The 16,925-nt window shown below is 44.5% G+C and carries 23 protein-coding genes; 22 read left to right on the top strand and 1 reads right to left on the bottom strand.

Annotation, left to right across the window (positions count from 1 at the left end; all coding sequences use genetic code 11):
* Positions 1-14 precede the first annotated feature (14 nt).
* From LQE94_RS07155 to LQE94_RS07055, 21 genes are all read left to right on the top strand, one after another.
* Positions 15-275: a hypothetical protein gene (locus LQE94_RS07155; RefSeq protein ID WP_117440200.1), complete on the top strand. Its 261-nt coding sequence runs from the start codon at positions 15-17 to the stop codon at positions 273-275.
* Between the two features lie 5 nt (positions 276-280).
* On the top strand, positions 281-946 hold the full coding sequence (locus LQE94_RS07150) for an ABC transporter ATP-binding protein (RefSeq protein WP_117440201.1): 666 nt from the start codon (positions 281-283) through the stop codon (positions 944-946).
* A gap of 14 nt (positions 947-960) precedes the next feature.
* Entirely contained in the window at positions 961-3,345 is a 2,385-nt protein-coding gene (locus LQE94_RS07145) for an ABC transporter permease (RefSeq protein ID WP_117440202.1), read from the top strand.
* Positions 3,346-3,530: 185 nt separating this feature from the next.
* The gene (locus LQE94_RS07140) at positions 3,531-4,301 is read left to right on the top strand and encodes a response regulator (RefSeq protein ID WP_118306377.1); all 771 of its coding nucleotides are present in this window, start codon (positions 3,531-3,533) and stop codon (positions 4,299-4,301) included.
* A gap of 119 nt (positions 4,302-4,420) precedes the next feature.
* Positions 4,421-4,813, top strand: a complete 393-nt coding sequence (locus tag LQE94_RS07135) for a winged helix-turn-helix domain-containing protein (RefSeq protein WP_118306376.1) — start codon at positions 4,421-4,423, stop codon at positions 4,811-4,813.
* 125 nt (positions 4,814-4,938) lie between these two features.
* Positions 4,939-5,109 carry a helix-turn-helix domain-containing protein gene (locus LQE94_RS07130; protein WP_033143706.1) on the top strand — a complete coding sequence of 57 codons (171 nt, stop codon included), beginning with the start codon at positions 4,939-4,941 and terminating at the stop codon, positions 5,107-5,109.
* Positions 5,110-5,125: 16 nt separating this feature from the next.
* A complete protein-coding gene (locus LQE94_RS07125; protein WP_118306375.1) occupies positions 5,126-5,794 on the top strand; it encodes a response regulator transcription factor in 669 nt (222 codons plus the stop codon).
* On the top strand, positions 5,791-6,867 hold the full coding sequence (locus LQE94_RS07120; RefSeq protein ID WP_033143708.1) for a sensor histidine kinase: 1,077 nt from the start codon (positions 5,791-5,793) through the stop codon (positions 6,865-6,867). Before LQE94_RS07125 ends, LQE94_RS07120 begins: the two co-directional genes overlap by 4 nt.
* Before the next feature lie 171 nt (positions 6,868-7,038).
* A complete protein-coding gene (locus LQE94_RS07115) occupies positions 7,039-7,200 on the top strand; it encodes a hypothetical protein (protein ID WP_191835411.1) in 162 nt (53 codons plus the stop codon).
* Positions 7,187-8,035, top strand: a complete 849-nt coding sequence (locus LQE94_RS07110) for an ABC transporter ATP-binding protein (protein ID WP_240577329.1) — start codon at positions 7,187-7,189, stop codon at positions 8,033-8,035. Before LQE94_RS07115 ends, LQE94_RS07110 begins: the two co-directional genes overlap by 14 nt.
* Positions 8,035-9,027, top strand: coding sequence for an ABC transporter permease (locus tag LQE94_RS07105; protein WP_033143709.1), 993 nt, complete (start codon positions 8,035-8,037; stop codon positions 9,025-9,027). The genes LQE94_RS07110 and LQE94_RS07105 overlap by 1 nt, the downstream gene beginning before the upstream one ends.
* Positions 9,028-9,029: 2 nt before the next feature.
* Positions 9,030-10,040, top strand: coding sequence for an ABC transporter permease (locus LQE94_RS07100; RefSeq protein WP_118306374.1), 1,011 nt, complete (start codon positions 9,030-9,032; stop codon positions 10,038-10,040).
* Between the two features lie 92 nt (positions 10,041-10,132).
* Entirely contained in the window at positions 10,133-10,603 is a 471-nt protein-coding gene (locus tag LQE94_RS07095; protein ID WP_233546305.1) for a winged helix-turn-helix domain-containing protein, read from the top strand.
* Between the two features lie 115 nt (positions 10,604-10,718).
* The gene (locus LQE94_RS07090; protein WP_055221059.1) at positions 10,719-10,907 is read left to right on the top strand and encodes a helix-turn-helix domain-containing protein; all 189 of its coding nucleotides are present in this window, start codon (positions 10,719-10,721) and stop codon (positions 10,905-10,907) included.
* Positions 10,900-11,592 carry a response regulator transcription factor gene (locus tag LQE94_RS07085; protein ID WP_117538748.1) on the top strand — a complete coding sequence of 231 codons (693 nt, stop codon included), beginning with the start codon at positions 10,900-10,902 and terminating at the stop codon, positions 11,590-11,592. The genes LQE94_RS07090 and LQE94_RS07085 overlap by 8 nt, the downstream gene beginning before the upstream one ends.
* A 5-nt stretch (positions 11,593-11,597) precedes the next feature.
* Positions 11,598-12,515 carry a sensor histidine kinase gene (locus tag LQE94_RS07080; RefSeq protein ID WP_117538749.1) on the top strand — a complete coding sequence of 306 codons (918 nt, stop codon included), beginning with the start codon at positions 11,598-11,600 and terminating at the stop codon, positions 12,513-12,515.
* A gap of 134 nt (positions 12,516-12,649) precedes the next feature.
* Entirely contained in the window at positions 12,650-13,576 is a 927-nt protein-coding gene (locus tag LQE94_RS07075; RefSeq protein ID WP_240577322.1) for an ABC transporter ATP-binding protein, read from the top strand.
* A complete protein-coding gene (locus tag LQE94_RS07070) occupies positions 13,569-14,354 on the top strand; it encodes an ABC transporter permease (RefSeq protein ID WP_117844631.1) in 786 nt (261 codons plus the stop codon). Before LQE94_RS07075 ends, LQE94_RS07070 begins: the two co-directional genes overlap by 8 nt.
* A 2-nt stretch (positions 14,355-14,356) precedes the next feature.
* Positions 14,357-15,136, top strand: coding sequence for an ABC transporter permease (locus tag LQE94_RS07065; RefSeq protein WP_117844629.1), 780 nt, complete (start codon positions 14,357-14,359; stop codon positions 15,134-15,136).
* A gap of 7 nt (positions 15,137-15,143) precedes the next feature.
* Positions 15,144-15,605, top strand: coding sequence for a hypothetical protein (locus tag LQE94_RS07060; protein ID WP_110102444.1), 462 nt, complete (start codon positions 15,144-15,146; stop codon positions 15,603-15,605).
* Between the two features lie 102 nt (positions 15,606-15,707).
* Entirely contained in the window at positions 15,708-16,130 is a 423-nt protein-coding gene (locus LQE94_RS07055; protein ID WP_118699252.1) for a winged helix-turn-helix domain-containing protein, read from the top strand.
* A gap of 19 nt (positions 16,131-16,149) precedes the next feature.
* Here the strand turns inward: LQE94_RS07055 and LQE94_RS07050 are convergent, their stop codons facing one another.
* Positions 16,150-16,407, bottom strand: a complete 258-nt coding sequence (locus LQE94_RS07050) for a helix-turn-helix domain-containing protein (protein WP_038292687.1) — start codon at positions 16,405-16,407, stop codon at positions 16,150-16,152.
* Between the two features lie 171 nt (positions 16,408-16,578).
* Between LQE94_RS07050 and LQE94_RS07045 the strand changes: the two genes are divergently transcribed.
* The gene (locus LQE94_RS07045) at positions 16,579-16,914 is read left to right on the top strand and encodes a hypothetical protein (protein ID WP_002594764.1); all 336 of its coding nucleotides are present in this window, start codon (positions 16,579-16,581) and stop codon (positions 16,912-16,914) included.
* Positions 16,915-16,925: the final 11 nt, after the last annotated feature.

The raw sequence follows: 16,925 nt of genomic DNA, 5'->3' as shown, positions 1-16,925 counted from the left end.
GAGGAGGCGACGCAATGGAACTGACCCCGACATTGATTTTGAATCTGGCGCTGCTGATCGTCCTACCCGTTGCCCTTGTGCTGGTGTTCCGGCAATGGCTGGCTCGGCACATCCGCTGGGCGGTTGCCTTGACTGCTCTCTATGATGTTCTCCTATTTTGGGATGAACTGTTCTACTATGAGAGCTTCGGCCTGTTCGCTGTGCTGATTCTGGTGCAGTTGGCGGCCACCGGCGCAGCAGCGTTCCACATTTACAACAAACAAAGAAAGGATTGAATTTTATGAGCATTTTACAGACTATCGACCTGAAAAAGTATTACGGCACAGAGCCGAACATCACCCGCGCCCTTGATGGCGTGAACTTCTCCGTGGAGGACGGCGAATTTGTGGCCGTTGTGGGAACCTCCGGCAGCGGCAAGTCTACCCTGCTTCACATGATGGGCGGGCTGGACACCCCTACTTCCGGCAATGTGATTGTCCGGGACAAAGAGCTGTCAAAAATGAACGACGAACAGCTTACCATCTTTCGCCGCCGCAACATCGGCTTTATCTTCCAGAACTATAACCTTGTTCCCATCCTGAATGTGTATGAGAACATCGTCCTGCCGGTGGAGCTGGACGGGGACACGGTGGATCAGAAGTTTTTGGACGAGATCGTTCGCCTGCTGGGGCTGGAAGATAAACTGAAAAATATGCCGAACAATCTTTCCGGCGGCCAGCAGCAGCGTGTGGCGATTGCCCGCGCCCTGATTACCAAACCGGCTATTGTGCTGGCCGACGAGCCGACCGGCAACCTTGACAGCAAGACCAGCGCCGAGGTGCTGGGGCTTATCAAGCGCACCAGTGCGGAGTTCCGGCAAACTGTCGTGATGATTACCCACAACAACGACATTGCCCGCCTTGCAGATCGGATTGTCCGCATTGAGGACGGAAAGATTGTGGAGTAAGGAGGTGGCAAGCTATGACATGGCCTTTTGAAAATGATACCAGCGCCATTACAAAGAAGCTGGCAAAGAAAAGTTTACAAAGTGAAAAGCGCCGGAATCTGATGGTGGTGATCGCCGTTGCGCTGGCGGCGTTTCTAATCTGCTTTACGGGAATTGTATCTACTTCCCTGACACAAATGCAGCGCAATCAGGTTGTCGATACTTATGAGGCGGTCTGGCTGGGCGTAGAGGAAAACGACATTGAAACCCTGAAAGGGGTGCCGGAGTTTGAGCGCGTAGGCGGCTACTATATGCTCGGTGAGGAACTTTCGGAACAGGGCTATCATGCGTCTTATGTGTATTGCGACGCGCAAATGATGGAGATTACCAAGGCGCAAATGAATCTGTTAGAGGGCCGGGTTCCTGAAAAAGCAAATGAAGTTGTCGTAAGCGAATACTTTCTTTCCACCTATGGAAACAATGCCAAGATCGGGGACACTGTGACCTTAGATACCGAGAGCTTTCATGGTGATTATGTTGTTACCGGCATTATGGACAGCGTAAATGAAAAAGAAGCGAATACCTGCGCGATCATCCTTTCCAAAGCTGCCCTGACAGAATGGAATGGGTTTGACCCGGCTGGCTATCGCGCCTATGTCCATTTCAAAAACAGCGACCAGTTGGGTGAAGAACTGATAACCTCTTATTGCAGGGAGATTGCAGAGGAATATGAACTTCCTACCCCCAGCATGAACAACAGGTATTTCACTTATGCCTCCAAACAACCCTTTGACGACTTTACCTTGATGGCAGGTGTGATTGCCCTTGTTCTGATCGGCGGCTATATCGTAATTCAAAGTATTTTCCGTATCTCCATCAATGACAAAATCAGGAGCTACGGGCAGCTTCGGACGATTGGCGCGACCCCAAAGCAAATCAAGCGGATTGTAAAGAACGAGGGACGCAAACTCGGCAGTATCGGGATTCTGATTGGCACAGTGCTGGGCATATGCGGCGGTTTTCTTCTGTTTTCCAAGGGCTTTAACGCTGTTTCCTATGTGGCAACGGTTATTTTGACGCTTATAAGCAGTTGGCTCATGGTATCTATTTCCATCCGTAAGCCGGTGAAGATTGCGGCAGGGATTTCCCCCATTGAAGCCGTCCGTTTTACCCCGGCGCAAAAGGCCATCCGCAGCCGGAAAAAGAACATCAAACTCAATCCTGTTTCAATGGGAATTGCGAATTTTAAGCGTGACCGAAAAAAGACAATTAGTATAGTTGCATCTTTGAGTATCGGCGGAATTTTGCTGATGGTGGTATCCTCCATTGTTTTAGTACGCTCACCAGAACAAATTGCAAGACTATATTTTCCAGACAGTGATTACAAAATCTATCTCCAAGATCTATCGGAAGAAATGTTGGTAAAAGGTAATCCGCTGAATGAGGAACTAAAACAGGAAGTTTTATCTATTGATGGTGTCACGGATATAATCGTAGCTAGACAGTCTCTCTATACCAGCATTAAAACAGATGCTAACCAAAATTCGGGAATATGTGATACGCTGACCGACCAGAATTATGCTATGGTTGAGGCTGCATTGACAGCGGGAACGATGCCGACAGATTCTCATAGTATTGTAATTCACGACAAGATTGCAGCTCATTTTGAAGATATGGGCGTCGGTTCCACCGTTGAATTTTCTTCTGTGGATGGTAAGCAATCCATTCCTGTTACAATATCGGGAATGTTTTCCGCTTCAAAAATGCCTGTGATTTTCGGACATGGACGCTCTCATACAGATGGTTCGGTTTTCTTTGCTCCAAAAGATTTATTCTGCGAACTGCACCCAGAAATTACTACTTTTGATTACTCATGGAGCATTGTAAGCGATCCGAAAAAAGACGAAACTGTAAAAGCTGAACTGAAAAATATTGTAGCCGAACATAGTAACCTTGCTTTAGACGAAATAGATACAGCGATTGCGGCTGAAAAATCACAAAATTCTGTGGCGTTTGGTAGTATGCAGGTTCTTTCATGGCTGGTATTCCTCTTTGGTGTTATCAACCTGATTAACACGACCCTCTCTAATCAGATGTCCAGAAAACAGGAAAACAGTGTTTTGCGTTCCATTGGCCTGACCCAAAAACAGCTATGCAAAATGAATATCTGCGAGGGCCTATGCTATGCGTTCTTTGCAACATTGGCAATCCTGATTGTCGGACTTCCTATTTCTGTCGTCGTAAGCAGAGAAATGGGCAGCGCTACCCTACACGGAAAAGTAGTGCCATATCAATTCCCGGTTTTGGAAATGGGGCTGTTCATTCTGGTATTGTTCGGAATGGAACTGATCTTGTCTGTTTGGACAATCCGCAGACAGAAAAAACAATCCCTGATTGAACAAATGCGGGCGATGGAATAACCGTATGGGATCGGCGGGGCGGCGTGTGCTGCCCCGCTTTTTTCGCCATTTCTCAAAAAATTTTGAAATGTCCGAGCGTTGTAACAATTCAGCCTGTTTTTTTGTCGAAATCGAAGGCACCTCGGACATTTGTGTAACATTTGTAGTTTATGCTTGTGGTAAATCAATATTGGGGGTGAGGACACATGAAAAAGATACTGCTGATTGACGACAGCGACACCTATACATGGTGTCTGCAAAAATACTTACAGCACCGGGGCTACCCTGTGAAAACGGCTTCCACTCTGAAAGAAGCGCGGGCCGCCATCCAAGAGGAAATGCCGCTGGTGGTCTGCTGTGATCTCGACCTGCCGGACGGTTCCGGCATGGACTTTCTGGACGAGGTGCGGGCCGCAGATAAGGAGCTGCCTTTTATTCTGGCGTCCTGCCATGACAAGGACGACTACGAACAAGAGGCTATGCGCCGGGGCGCGACGCTGTGCATGGACAAAATGAAAGGGCTGCTGCTGCAAGATAAGCTGGTGGAATACGCCTACCGGCAGTTATCCGGCGAAAAGGCCCCGACTTTTCACAAGCTGCTCTTTGTCTATGCAGAAGATACCAGCGCCGAAGTGCTGCGGGCTGCTATGCTGCAAAAGGGCTTTGACCTGATTTTGATTCCCTCGATTGGGGAGGCCAAGCGCCGGATTTTTGAGGATAAGGAAATAGAACTGATCTTGTGTGATCTGGAACTGCCGGACGGCACAGCAATGGAGCTGTTTCATACGCTGCGGCGGGTGGCGGGGATGTTCCAAATGAAGAATCCCCCTGTCCGGCTTCTGCCGTTCTTTATCCTCACCGAGAACAACGACCTTGCCACGGAATATGAATACCAGCATGAGGGCGTGAACGACTATATCACCGCCCCGGTAAATATCCCGGAGCTGATCCGGCGGGTTTTGTTCTTTGTGGAATGAAAATTTTACGGAGGTGATGATATAATGGGACATTAGCTGTTTTTGATATAGAAGAATCCGGAAAGCAGATCGGAGAAAAGTTATTTCTGCTTCTTAACGAGGAACAAAAAAATGCTCTAATGCAATATATTTTGGAACAAGGAGTCTGTCATGGAACGGTATTCAATTCCTGTCACACTTCCTCCGCAGCAAAGAAGAATCCTCTAACAGAAATACAGGAAGGCGAGCTTTATCTATGCCTGGAGCACCGCACTGTCAGGGTTCGTGAACAGATTATCAACCTGACAAGTAAAGAGTTTGATATACTGGCATTGCTCATTGCCAATCCCAAACGTGTTTTTACTTACGAACTAATTACCGATTTGGTTTGGAAAGAGGATTGTGATTTCTATTCGAGAAAAGCCATTCATAATCATATAAGTAAGTTGCGTAAGAAATTGCGTTTTGAACCGGATCTTCCAAACTATATTGAGAGTGTCGCCGGGATTGGCTATAAATTTGAACACTTGTAAGCTAAAGCCATGAGATTTTTTATCTTGTGGCTTTAGTTTTTAATATTTATTTCCAAACACTTAATATGGGATGTTGTATTCTTCGAGCAAAAGAAATATAATAATCCATATTGGAGGGACACTATATGGACTACATGACTCTAAAAGAGACAAGCGAGAAATGGGGTATCTCTCCCCGAATGATTAACTACTATTGCACCGAGGGTCGCATCCCCGGCGCTGTGAAGATGGCCGGTGTTTGGCTGATACCAAAAGAGGCAGAAAGACCGGTTGATCGACGATATAAGAAAAAGTGAAAGGAGGCCCCTCTCTATGGCAAATATTTTAATCGTGGAAGATGAAAAAAATATGCAGAGCATTATTGCCGAGTATATGCAGCGAGGCGGCCACACCTGCTTTACGGCTGACGATGGCGTGGACGCACTAATGATCTTGAAAAACAATCCTATGGACTTAATGATACTGGATGTGATGATGCCCCACCTTGACGGTTTTTCCGTCTGCAAGATGGCAAGAGAAATGAGCAACCTCCCTATTATCATGCTAACTGCGAAAAGTGAGGAAGAAGATAAACTGAAAGGCTATGAGCTGGGAGCTGATGACTATATTACCAAACCATTCAGCCCAAAAGTGTTACTGGCAAAGGTGGGCGCTTTGCTGCGCCGTTCCTCTATCACACCTACCGATTCTGTGAACGCCGGAAAAATTACGATCATCCCCACATCTCATAAGGTCTTTGTAGATGGACAGGAAATCAATTTAACCCACAAGGAATATGAACTGCTGTATTTCTTCATGGGCAATCCCGGCCAGATATTCAGCAGAGAACAGCTTCTTAACCGGATTTGGGGCTACGACTTTGAGGGAACAACACGGACGGTCGATACCCATATCAAAACCTTGCGGCAGAAATTGGGCGATGAGGGCAAGCATATTGTCACCCTGATCCGTTCCGGCTACAAATTCGAGGTGAGCGTATGAAAATCAAGGAAAACATGAACATCTTTACCATACGGAAGAAGATCCTGCTGGCCTCCAAACTGATCGGCGTTGTCCTGATTATTTCTTATGTACTGTCCACCAAACTGCCGATGGACACAGATATTTCCTTTGTGATCTGGCTGGCTTTTGTGGTGGTTCTGGTCTGTGCCATTGACCTACTAATGGCTCGCTTTATCACAAAGCCGGTTTCGGAACTGAATGAAGCTGCCCGGAACATGGCAGAGCTTAATTTTTCCCATCCCTGCCATGTGGAAAGCCATGATGAATTTGGAGAACTTGCGGAGAGCCTGAACAAGATGGCTGAAAATCTGCAACAGGCGTTTTCTTCTCTGGAAGGTGCCAACCGGAAATTAGAGCAGGATGTTGAGCAGAAAAAAAGACTGCTTGCCGAGCGTAAAGAACTGGTGGACAACCTCTCCCATGAAATGAAAACTCCGCTGGGCGTGATCCGGGCCTATGCCGAGGGATTGCAAGACGAAACGGACGAAGCAAAACGGCAAAAGTATTCCGAGGTCATCATAACGGAAACAGAACGCATGAGCCGCTTAATCACTACGCTGCTTGATCTGTCTGCATTGGAAAATGGGGCTACCCAGCTCCGCCCGGAGCGGTTCGACTTTGTAGACTTTTTGGAAACGGTGGCAGGACGGCTGCTGATCGACACCCCGGACGCAGATTTTGTTTTGGAATATGAACTGCCGGAGCATCCTGTCTATGTCAATACAGACAAAGGGCGGATGGAACAGGTCTTGAATAATCTGATCGTCAATGCCAAACGAAATAACAGGCCGGGCGGGATTTTGAGATTGTCCCTGCTTGAAAAAGACGGCCTTTTGAACTTCTCTATCTTCAATCAGGGGGCGCCTATCCCGGAAGAAAGCCTGTCAAAGATATGGTCGAAATTTTATCGTGATAAAAATTCCAAATACAGCGGTTCCGGGCTGGGCCTTGCCATTGTTGCACAGGTCTTGTCCATGCAGCACCTACACTATGGCGCAGAAAATCAGCCGGGGGGCGTGGCCTTTTATTTCTCCCTCCCCACAGTAAAATAACAAATTCATATTCTCTCATAGGCTCTGGTTTCCAAATGGAGATCAGGGCCTTTTCTTCTGCCGGTAAGATTTCACACCAACTTCACAGCGACCTCACACCGACTTCAACGCATTTTCGTACCTTTATCCCACAAGGAGGGAATGACCCTCCAGATAAAGGAGGTAGCGATTATGTTTTTAGGTATGGAATGGTACTGGTGGCTTTTGATTGTTGTGGCGCTGGTGATCTGCATCCCGTTCAAGGTAAAGTTTATGAAATGGTGGAGCAAACGGGAACAGGAGAAGAAAAAGAACCAGATCGGAAAATGGGGTGATGAAGATGATCGAGGTTAAAAACCTGACTTTTTCCTACGGAAAGGATAAGCAGGCGTTACATGTCTTGAATTTTTCTGTGGCAGATGGGGAGATTTTCGGATTTTTGGGGCCGAATGGTTCCGGGAAGTCCACCACCCAAAAGATATTGACCGGCATCTTAAAAGGGCATGGCGGCGAGGTTTCCCTATTCGGAAAGGATTTGAGAACCGTGCAGACGCAGGAGTTTTTTCAGCAGATCGGCGTCCTGTTTGAGTTTCCTTATCTGTACGCTAATTTAAGCGCAGTGGATAATCTGAACTATTTTGCGTCCTTTTATCCCAAAGAACAACTGCGGGATGTAAAAGAACTGCTGGAAGAACTGGAATTTAAGAAAGACTTTCTCAATAAGCCGGTGTCCTCCTACTCCAAAGGGATGCGGCAGCGTGTAAGCATGGCGAGAGCTTTGATCAGCAATCCGAAACTTTTATTTCTGGACGAACCCACCAGCGGCCTTGATCCCGCCGGCGCTGTCCTTTTTAGAAAAATCATCGAGGAAGAACGGCAAAAAGGCACAACGGTATTTCTCACAACACACAATATGCTGGACGCTGACCTACTCTGTGACCGTGTAGCGTTTATCACGAATGGAAATATCGTTGCGCTGGACACGCCCCAAAATCTGAAAGAGAAAAACAGCAATCACCGCATTGTGGTTTCCTATCTTTATCAGGGCAAGCGAAAGGAGCAGACCATAGAAGCGCCTGAACTGAAAGCCGGTATTCCTTTCGCCTATGATGAAATCATCAGCATCCATTCGCAGGAGCCGACACTGGAAGATGTCTTTATCCAGTACACGGGAAGGGGGCTGTCTTAATGTGGAAAAGCCTTTGTTCTCTGTTCAAAAAAGACTGCCGGATGATGATGTCCGGGAAATTCTTTCTGGTGGCGCTGGGTTCCCTTGTTTTATACACGCTGTTCATCAATTTCGGCTATGTGAAATTCATGGACGCCCAGCTCTACAATGTGTATCTGTATGATCCGGCTGGGATGCAGACAGAGGTTTCCTCCCTCGTTCGGCCCGTGTCCTCTTTGGAAGAACTGAATAATGCCCTTGCCAGTGATACGAACGGTGTCGGGATTGACGCCAGCGGAAAGACACCCCATGTTCTGTTCTATGCGGCCACCGAAAAAGCAGACAGACACAGAACAGACTATGCGTTGTCCCTGCTTTCCCCAGATGGGAATGATACAGCAAAAACCGTCGGCAGCAACAGCCCTGAAATGAAGCAGCGCCGGGAGATCACCTGTGAACTTCTCTTTATTGAGATTGTAGCCGTTGGATTTTTGGGGATTGCTTCGGTGCTGTTTAAGGAAAAGCAGATGGGAGTGATCCGCGTCCATGCCATTATGCCGCTGCATAAGAGCCTGTTTGTATGCTCCAAAATCATGCTCTTTCTGATTACCGATCTGGTTTTTGCGGCCTTAATGGTTCTGTTCAATGTGGGGTTGGACGGGATGTCGGTTTTGCCTGCGGTGCTGGTGCAGACCGCTATCCTCTCCTTGATTATGGCACTGGCAGGCTTCGGCTGTACCATGCTTCTGCGGGACTTTAAGCAATTTTCACTGGCGTATCTGGTAATTGCGCTCTTTGCGGCTACGCCGGTATTTCTGGCGGCAAATACTTCCGTAAAGATGGCGTGGATCGATTACCACCCGTTTTACCATGTATATATGGGACTGAAAAACGCCTTTTTCGGTGTCCCGACTACAAACCCGGTCTACTATGCCGGTGCGATAGGCGCAATCATTTTACTCTTTCTCCTTGTAGAAGCTGCGTTCCGCAAGGAAATGGGAAAGGAGGGCTGACCATGAAAGGACTGCTCTATCAACTGAAAAGTGTCCGAAAAGACAAGTTCTGTATCATGTCATTTCTCCTGCCTATCGTGGTCGCTGTGGCATTGAATTTTGTCGGCTCCATTGACCTTTCTTCATTGGGGGAATTTCATTTTGGAGTAACGGCAAAGGCCACCACTTCGGAAGTCAACACATGGCTGGAACGATATGGTACTGTCACAGTTTATCCCACACAGGAAGAACTGATTGAGGCCATCAATGAACCGTCAACAAACCTGATTGGTGTGGAAATGTCTAACGGCAGCATCCAGACAATCCTTTCCGGCGATGAACTGGATATGTTTCAGCAGACAGCCAACACGCTCCCGGCTCTTTACGAGCAGAGGGAATGGGCGGCACAGGCCAGTGTGCAGGTATTGGAGCGCCCGGATATGATGGCGGGTTATCAGAATATCTTTATTGCCATTACGCTGATCGTGGCAATGTTCATGGGCTGTACCTTTAATGCCATGAACATTATTTCCGAAAAAGAGGATGGCGTTGCGCTGATCAATGAAATCCTGCCTATGACGCACAGGCAGTACATGATGCAGAAAATCTTTGTGGGTTTTGTATTCGGCTGCCTGTCCGCTATTCTTACGGCGGCCATCTGCTTCCGGCTCTCTTTCACAGGGGCGGCGGTCATGCTGGCATTGATCGTCCTTTCCGCATTTGTGTCGGCTCTGATCGGTTTGTTTGTAGGCAAACTCTCCGATGGCATGATGGTAGGCGTGGTCTATATTAAAATCGTGATGATCGTATTTATGGCAGTTCCAATCCTGAATTATCTGGTCGGTGCAGGAAACAAAGTCCTTTCCTACATTTGCTATCTGATTCCGTCCAGCGCCACCTTTGAGGGCATTATGGATTTGGCAAATGGAACTGCATCAACAGCGGTTAAGGACATCGTTATTCTCACTCTCCATTGTGTTCTTTGGTTCTTGTTTTATCTGCTTGTATCTAAGCGACAGAAAAAACATATTTAACAAAACTATTATTCTTGGGTATATTAGCACTTCTATGTAACGTTAAGATACAAATGGTTTAAGGATGGTGATGTGATGGGACATTAGCTGTTTTGGATATAGAAGAATCTGGAAAGCAGATTGGAGAAAAGTTATTCTTACTTCTTGACGAGGAACAAAAGAATGCTCTGATGCAATATATTTTAGAACAAGAAGTCTGTCATGGATCGGCACTCATTTCCTGTCACACTTCTTCCATAATAGAGAAAAATCCTCTGACAGAAATACAAGAAGGCGAGCTTTATCTATGCCTGGAACATCGTACTGTTAGGGTTCGTGAACGGATTATCAACCTGACAAGTAAAGAGTTTGATATACTGGCATTGCTCATTGCCAATCCCAAACGTGTTTTTACTTACGAACTGATTACCGATTTGGTTTGGAAAGAGGATTGTGATTTCTATTCGAGAAAAGCGATTCATAATCATATAAGTAAGCTGCGTAAGAAGTTGCGCTTTGAACCAGATCTTCCAAACTATATTGAGAGTGTCGCCGGAATCGGCTATAAATTTGAACATTTGTAAGCTAAAGCCACGAGATTTTCTTGTGGCTTTAATTAACATCCACTTCCGAACGCTTAATATTGAAGGTTGTATTATTCGAGCTAAAGAACTATAATAGATTCTATGGAGGTGCGATATGGAATATATGACATTAAAAGAGGCCGCCGAGAAGTGGGGCGTGACACCTCGTAGAGTAAATTATTATTGTGCTGGTGAACGTATTTCTGGAGCAGTAAAGATGGCCGGTATTTGGCTGATTCCCAAAACTGCAGAAAAGCCGATTGATGGTCGGACAAAACAAGGGAGAGAATTGCGCCATGAATAAAATTTTGATTATAGATGATGACAGAGAACTGTGCGCTTTGATTAAACACAGCGTACAATCAGAACATATAGAAGCCGATTTTTGTAATACCGGAAAAGAGGGCTTGCAGAAATTAAAAGAGCAAGAATACCAGCTTGTGGTGCTAGATGTGATGATGCCCGGTATGGATGGCTTTGAAACGCTGGAAGAAATCCGCAAAGAGAACAGCCTGCCGATTTTGATGTTCACATCCAAAAATGACAGCGCTTCTAAAGTGCGGGGCTTACGGGCCGGAGCGGACGATTATCTAACAAAGCCGTTTGATATGGACGAACTGATTGCCCGTATTGCGTCCCTCATTCGCCGCTACACCCGCTTTAATCAGCAAACGGGAACTATGCAAAAACTGGATTTTGATGGGTTGCAAATTGACCTTGAAAATCGTTCTGTTACGACGGAAACCGGCACTTTTGAACTTCCACCAAAGGAATTTGATCTGCTCCTGTACTGTGCAAAACATCAAGGAAAAATTTTGACAAAACAGCAGATTTATGAGGAAGTTTGGGGCGAAGAATATTTCTATGATGACAGCAACATTATGGCGATCATCAGCCGGCTTCGTAAAAAATTAGAAGTCAATCCTTCCAGTCCAAAGTATATTCAAACGGTCAAAGGGATTGGCTACCGCTTTAATAAGGAGGTATAGCTGGTATGAAGATCATCGTTTTCCTGTCCGTTGTGATTGCTATTGTAGCTGTGCTAACCTCCATCCTTCTCATTCGTCGCGTAAAAAAGCAAATAGCAGAAATGACCGATGCGCTGGTTGATGTGAAAAATGGAAATGGCAATCGGCGTATTTTGTCTGCAACAAATGAACTGATAGCACCTCTTGCCTATGAAATCAATGAGATCGTTGTGTCCTATGAAAGCAGACTTTCGATTGTCCGGCAGGCAGAGGAAACCAACCGCCAGCTTATGACGAGCCTTTCCCACGATGTTCGGACACCCCTTACAACCCTCATCGGCTATCTTGACGCTGCACATAAAGGGCTTGTTACAGGGAAAGACCGGGATGATTATATCGAAATCGCCCGCCGGAAAGCCCATGATTTGAAAGAATATATTGATGTACTCTTTGACTGGTTCAAGTTAAATTCCAACGAGTTTGCTTTGGAAATCCATCCTATTGAGGCCGCAGAGCTGACAAGAAATATCCTGATCGACTGGATACCGATTTTTGAAGATAAGCAGGTCGATTATGACATTGATATTCTCGAACAGCCTGTCCGGGTAAGATTGGATACGGACAGCTATATGAGGATTATCAATAATCTCATTCAAAATGTAATCGCTCACAGCCATGCGGACAAAATTAAAATTGCCCTGTCAAAGCAGGGAAATAACATGAGGCTGCTGCTGGCGGATAATGGTGTAGGAATTGAGAAAGAAGATTTGAAACACATTTTTGAACGGCTTTATAAGTGTGATAAAGGTCGGTCTGAAAAAGGCAGCGGTCTTGGTCTTTCTATTGTCCATCAGCTTGTAGAAAAGATGGGTGGAAGCATAACAGTTGAAAGTTTGCCGGGAAAAGGAACTGAATTTATGTTGTTTTTTCCTTTGGAAATTTAAGTGGGTTCCCGTCTTTATGGCGGGAACCTTTGTCATTTTGCCGGATTTCAAATTGCAAGGTTAATGCAAGGTTGCGGCAAGGTTAATGCAAGGTTGGCGTGATAGAATACTTTACAGAACAGGAGGTTTTGAATATGGACACAAATTACATCATTGAAACGAAAAATCTGACGAAGCAATACGGTTCACAAAAGAGTGTGGCTGACTTAAATATCCATGTGATGCGTGGGAGAATTTATGGTCTGCTGGGCAGAAACGGAGCCGGAAAAACCACAACCATGAAAATGCTGTTGGGGCTAACGAAGCCGACTTCCGGTGAGGTCAAAATCTGGGGAAAGTCTTTGCAGGGAAATGAAAAGAAATTGCTGCCCCGCATTGGAAGTTTGATTGAGTCCCCTGGTTTTTATCCCAATCTGACCGGTACGGAGAATCTGCGTATCTTTGCTACCCTGCGTGGAGTACCAAACAACCATGCCATCAAAGACGCTCTGGATTTAGTCGGACTTCCTTACAAGGATAAAAAGCTGTTTTCGCAATACTCTCTTGGTATGAAGCAGCGGTTGGCGATTGCCCTTGCAGTCATGCACGATCCGGAACTTTTAATTTTGGATGAGCCGATCAACGGTCTTGATCCCATCGGTATTGCGGAGGTACGCTCCTTTATTCGGGAGCTTTGCGACGCAAAGGGAAAAACGATTTTGATTTCCAGTCACATTCTTTCGGAGATTTCCTTGCTGGCTGACGATATTGGAATTATCGACCACGGTGCATTGCTGGAAGAAGAAAGTCTTGCTGAGCTGGAGCAAAAAAGCAGTAAGCATATCCGGTTTACGCTCTCTGATACTGCACAGGCGGCAAGAATTTTGGAACGCAATTTCCGTGAAAACCATTTCTCTATACAGGATGACCACAATCTGCGCCTGCACAACCTTGATCTACCTGTGGGGAAAATTGTAACTGCTTTTGTAGAAAACGGATTGGAGGTATCAGAAGCACATACCTGTGAAGAAAGTCTTGAAGATTACTTCAAGCGTGTGACAGGGGGCGAAGGAATTGCTTAAACTAATCAAATGCGAATTTTTGAAATTGAAACGGAAGAAATTTATTCCGCTGATTATTCTGGCTGCGTTCCTGTTTCCAATCCCGCTGACTTATCTGATGATAACGCCCTCTATGATGGAGCGATATACGGATCGGGCAGATGCTTTCGATGGACTATTTAACATGGTGTTGGGATATGGTATCCAGTTTTTACTGCCCTGCATTATCGGAGTGATTGCCGCCATCCTGTTTTTTATGGAACGCGACAACGATACATTCAAAAATTTGCGTACAATTCCAGTAACCAGCACGCAAATGGTACTTGCAAAGATCATTGTCCTTTTTATCTTTGGAATTGTTTTTTGCGTGGCTTCTACTATTGCAACAATTCTTTGCGGAATTGGAACATTAGAAGTTTATGGAATTGGTTATAAGCTGTTTTTGGCGGTTGAAACGGGGATCTTCATTACAGCAGGAACACTCCCGTTGATTGTCCTTGTTGTCTTTTTCAGTAAGACCTATGTTTTTTCCATTTTGCTGTGTGTCTTTTACAGCGTTCTGAACATGAGTGCTACGGCATTGTTTGACACACTGCCTAAAACCATGTTATGGCTTCTGCCCACGCCACTGACTACATTTTGGAGTGCGGGAGATATGGCGGCTCATGGAATAAAAATGGACTTGGAGCAAATGACAGGGCTAATTCCTTCAACATTTCAAGTTGTATTCATTCTTGGAATCATGGCATTCGTTTCGTTCTTACTGATTGACAGATTATATAAGCAGAGGGGGGAATAAACATGGTTCGCATTGTAAAAACAGAATTTTATAAATTGAAAAGGTATCATATCCTTTGGGCGGGCGTTGCACTCATGCTCCTATCCGTCCTGCTGACCTTGTTTACCTCTATGGCGAATGATGGTTCCGTTTGGGATTTCGCCTATCTTACAGAACAGGTCATCAAAAACAATATGTCCATGATTTTTCCGATGTGTATCAGCCTAATTGCTGGATATATGATTTCTCGTGAGCAGACGGATGACACACTGAAAAATATTCTGACTGTGCCGATTTCTTTTAAGAAGCTGCTGACCGGAAAATTGATTGTGTGCGGCGTATTGTCTATTACTTTCGGGCTGATATGCAGCTTGTTTACAATCATAGCGGAAATGATTGTGGGATTTCCAGGCTTTGAGATTTCCTTAGCTCTAAAAGCAGCCTTGCAGATTACTGCGGTTAATTTCTTTTTATATCTTGCGGTTCTGCCGATTATCGCTCTTACTTGTCGGAGGACAGGTAGCTTTTTAGTCGGTGTAATCATTGCTTTTGTCTATGGATATGGAGGGATGTTTGCCGCAGGAAATATGACATTAGCAAACCTTTATCCGATTACCGCAAGTCTTGGAATGGTAGGCTACCGCAGCTATGATACTGCAGTCAACTGGAATATCGGAAGCTGTTCTTGCAGTCTTGTGCTTGCTGTCGTTATTTCTGCCATCTTGATTTTGTGCATGAAAGAGCGAGAAGCAACCCAAACAAAGAAAAAGGCCAAAAAGGTAGCACCAAAGAAAGGCTGGTGATGATTTTATTAAGAAAATAGTTTTAGCATTGGCATTTGTCCTTTTGGGAAGTTTTATGATTTCTGGCTGTTCAAAAGATGAAATTCTCAATCATTATAATAATATCGTTCAGTCGGCTGGAGTCATAGAGCTTACAGGAAAGTTATCTTTGGAAGGAACAAAAGAAAAAGGGATTGATGATTATACGGGAACTTATACGGCTGATTATGAGAATTTTTCAGATTCAGAGTATTTGTTTGGAGGAACTTCTATAAAGCGAGAAGCTGGTAAGGATTTGTCTATTGATTGCACTTTGGAGGTTGCGGAGGGAACTGCAAAAGTATTTTGGATTTCTGGAGCTGATGAAGTAGTCACTTTGCTTGAAACAACCGGAACTTATAGTGACACAATTACGCTTCCTGATGGTGGAAATTATGTCGGCATTGAGTGTGAGGAATTTACTGGAAACATTGAATTGAATATTGAATAATCTTTAGCTGTGTGATGGTAAAAGAAAAATGTCACAGTACGGCAGATTTGTTTTAGTTAAAAGTTTATGCATAAAAAATAAAGTAGGTGATTACATGGGAAAATGTTAATACTGACATTTGAAGATAGTGAGGAAGAAATCCTGAATCATATAATATCCTGTGTCAATACGGGAGCAAGAGCATTTCAAGTAATTGAAAATGCAAAAACAAATTTGAGTTTTAATGGATTAGAAATAGATAATATAAATCGTTTGGCAAGAAAGCAGAAACAGGAAATAGATTTGACATTTACAGAATTTGAAATCCTCTATCTGTTAGCCAACAATCTAGGTAGAGTGTTTAGCAAGGAGCAGATTTATGATATTGTCTGGAAGGAATCCTATTCCGGCGATTATAACATCGTCATGAGCCATATCCGTAATCTACGTGAGAAAATAGAAGATAACCCAAGTAAACCGATTTACATACAAACAGTATGGGGAGTTGGGTATCGCTTTAACAAAAATTTAAGCAGTGGTCTGTGAAAATATTCCAGATCACTGCTTATTTTTCCTTTTTAACACCCAAGAGATATTCACAAGATACATGAAAAAATTCTGCAAGAGCAACGACTTCATAATCCGGTACAAAACGTGTTCCTTGTTCGATACGAAGTACGGTAAGGTCACTGAATTCATATCCGGCCAGTTGTAGTTGTTCGGCTAATGCTTTTTGCGACATATGTTTTTCGATTCGTAGGGCTTTTACACGTTGTCCGATAAGGTTCTTGGAATTACTTTCCTGATTCCAGTAAATCTTCATTCAAACACCAACTTTCTAAAGATGAAGTGTTACATGATTGATTTTACGGAATATTATTGATAATATACTTCTAAAGATGAAGTATAAGAGAATAAAGTTGTTGAAAATAATGCAAGGACTGATAATACTGCCTGCAAAATGCAATACTTATATGGAAAGGTGGATACAAAAATGAACGAAGTATTTGAAATGGTGGCAGAGGTATTGGAGGAGCTTCGTAGCGAAGCAGGAGAGCGTGAGTATTCCGTTTGTACGAAAGAAGCGAAAAATGCAGCTAAAGAATTAAAAAAGGCAAATCAGGAATATGAGAAGTTGCTGGCAGAGATTTCAGGAGAACAGAGGGAGCTTTTGGAAAAATATATGGATATTGTGGATCATGCCCATTTTCAAGAAGAACAAAGAGCGTATTATCAGGGAATGATAGATACGATACAGATATTTGAAGGATTGGGAATTTTGAAAAAAAGAAATAAAGTAAAAGAACTGCTTATGCATACTGAAAAATAGTTCAAACGGGG

This window comes from Mediterraneibacter sp. NSJ-151 (assembly GCF_022487435.1).
GTDB lineage: Bacteria > Bacillota > Clostridia > Lachnospirales > Lachnospiraceae > Schaedlerella > Schaedlerella hominis.
The sequence above is the reverse complement of the archived record's forward strand: the minus strand, read 5'-3'. Positions and strand labels throughout refer to the sequence as shown.

Bases quoted from the DNA above. Each gene is read 5' to 3' on its own strand.
- LQE94_RS07155 (WP_117440200.1), top strand. From the start codon at position 15: ATGGAACTGACCCCGACATTGATTTTGAATCTGGCGCTGCTGATCGTC.
- LQE94_RS07150 (WP_117440201.1), top strand. From the start codon at position 281: ATGAGCATTTTACAGACTATCGACCTGAAAAAGTATTACGGCACAGAG.
- LQE94_RS07145 (WP_117440202.1), top strand. From the start codon at position 961: ATGACATGGCCTTTTGAAAATGATACCAGCGCCATTACAAAGAAGCTG.
- LQE94_RS07140 (WP_118306377.1), top strand. From the start codon at position 3,531: ATGAAAAAGATACTGCTGATTGACGACAGCGACACCTATACATGGTGT.
- LQE94_RS07135 (WP_118306376.1), top strand. From the start codon at position 4,421: ATGCAATATATTTTGGAACAAGGAGTCTGTCATGGAACGGTATTCAAT.
- LQE94_RS07130 (WP_033143706.1), top strand. From the start codon at position 4,939: ATGGACTACATGACTCTAAAAGAGACAAGCGAGAAATGGGGTATCTCT.
- LQE94_RS07125 (WP_118306375.1), top strand. From the start codon at position 5,126: ATGGCAAATATTTTAATCGTGGAAGATGAAAAAAATATGCAGAGCATT.
- LQE94_RS07120 (WP_033143708.1), top strand. From the start codon at position 5,791: ATGAAAATCAAGGAAAACATGAACATCTTTACCATACGGAAGAAGATC.
- LQE94_RS07115 (WP_191835411.1), top strand. From the start codon at position 7,039: ATGTTTTTAGGTATGGAATGGTACTGGTGGCTTTTGATTGTTGTGGCG.
- LQE94_RS07110 (WP_240577329.1), top strand. From the start codon at position 7,187: ATGATCGAGGTTAAAAACCTGACTTTTTCCTACGGAAAGGATAAGCAG.
- LQE94_RS07105 (WP_033143709.1), top strand. From the start codon at position 8,035: ATGTGGAAAAGCCTTTGTTCTCTGTTCAAAAAAGACTGCCGGATGATG.
- LQE94_RS07100 (WP_118306374.1), top strand. From the start codon at position 9,030: ATGAAAGGACTGCTCTATCAACTGAAAAGTGTCCGAAAAGACAAGTTC.
- LQE94_RS07090 (WP_055221059.1), top strand. From the start codon at position 10,719: ATGGAATATATGACATTAAAAGAGGCCGCCGAGAAGTGGGGCGTGACA.
- LQE94_RS07085 (WP_117538748.1), top strand. From the start codon at position 10,900: ATGAATAAAATTTTGATTATAGATGATGACAGAGAACTGTGCGCTTTG.
- LQE94_RS07080 (WP_117538749.1), top strand. From the start codon at position 11,598: ATGAAGATCATCGTTTTCCTGTCCGTTGTGATTGCTATTGTAGCTGTG.
- LQE94_RS07075 (WP_240577322.1), top strand. From the start codon at position 12,650: ATGGACACAAATTACATCATTGAAACGAAAAATCTGACGAAGCAATAC.
- LQE94_RS07065 (WP_117844629.1), top strand. From the start codon at position 14,357: ATGGTTCGCATTGTAAAAACAGAATTTTATAAATTGAAAAGGTATCAT.
- LQE94_RS07055 (WP_118699252.1), top strand. From the start codon at position 15,708: ATGTTAATACTGACATTTGAAGATAGTGAGGAAGAAATCCTGAATCAT.
- LQE94_RS07050 (WP_038292687.1), bottom strand. From the start codon at position 16,407: ATGAAGATTTACTGGAATCAGGAAAGTAATTCCAAGAACCTTATCGGA.
- LQE94_RS07045 (WP_002594764.1), top strand. From the start codon at position 16,579: ATGAACGAAGTATTTGAAATGGTGGCAGAGGTATTGGAGGAGCTTCGT.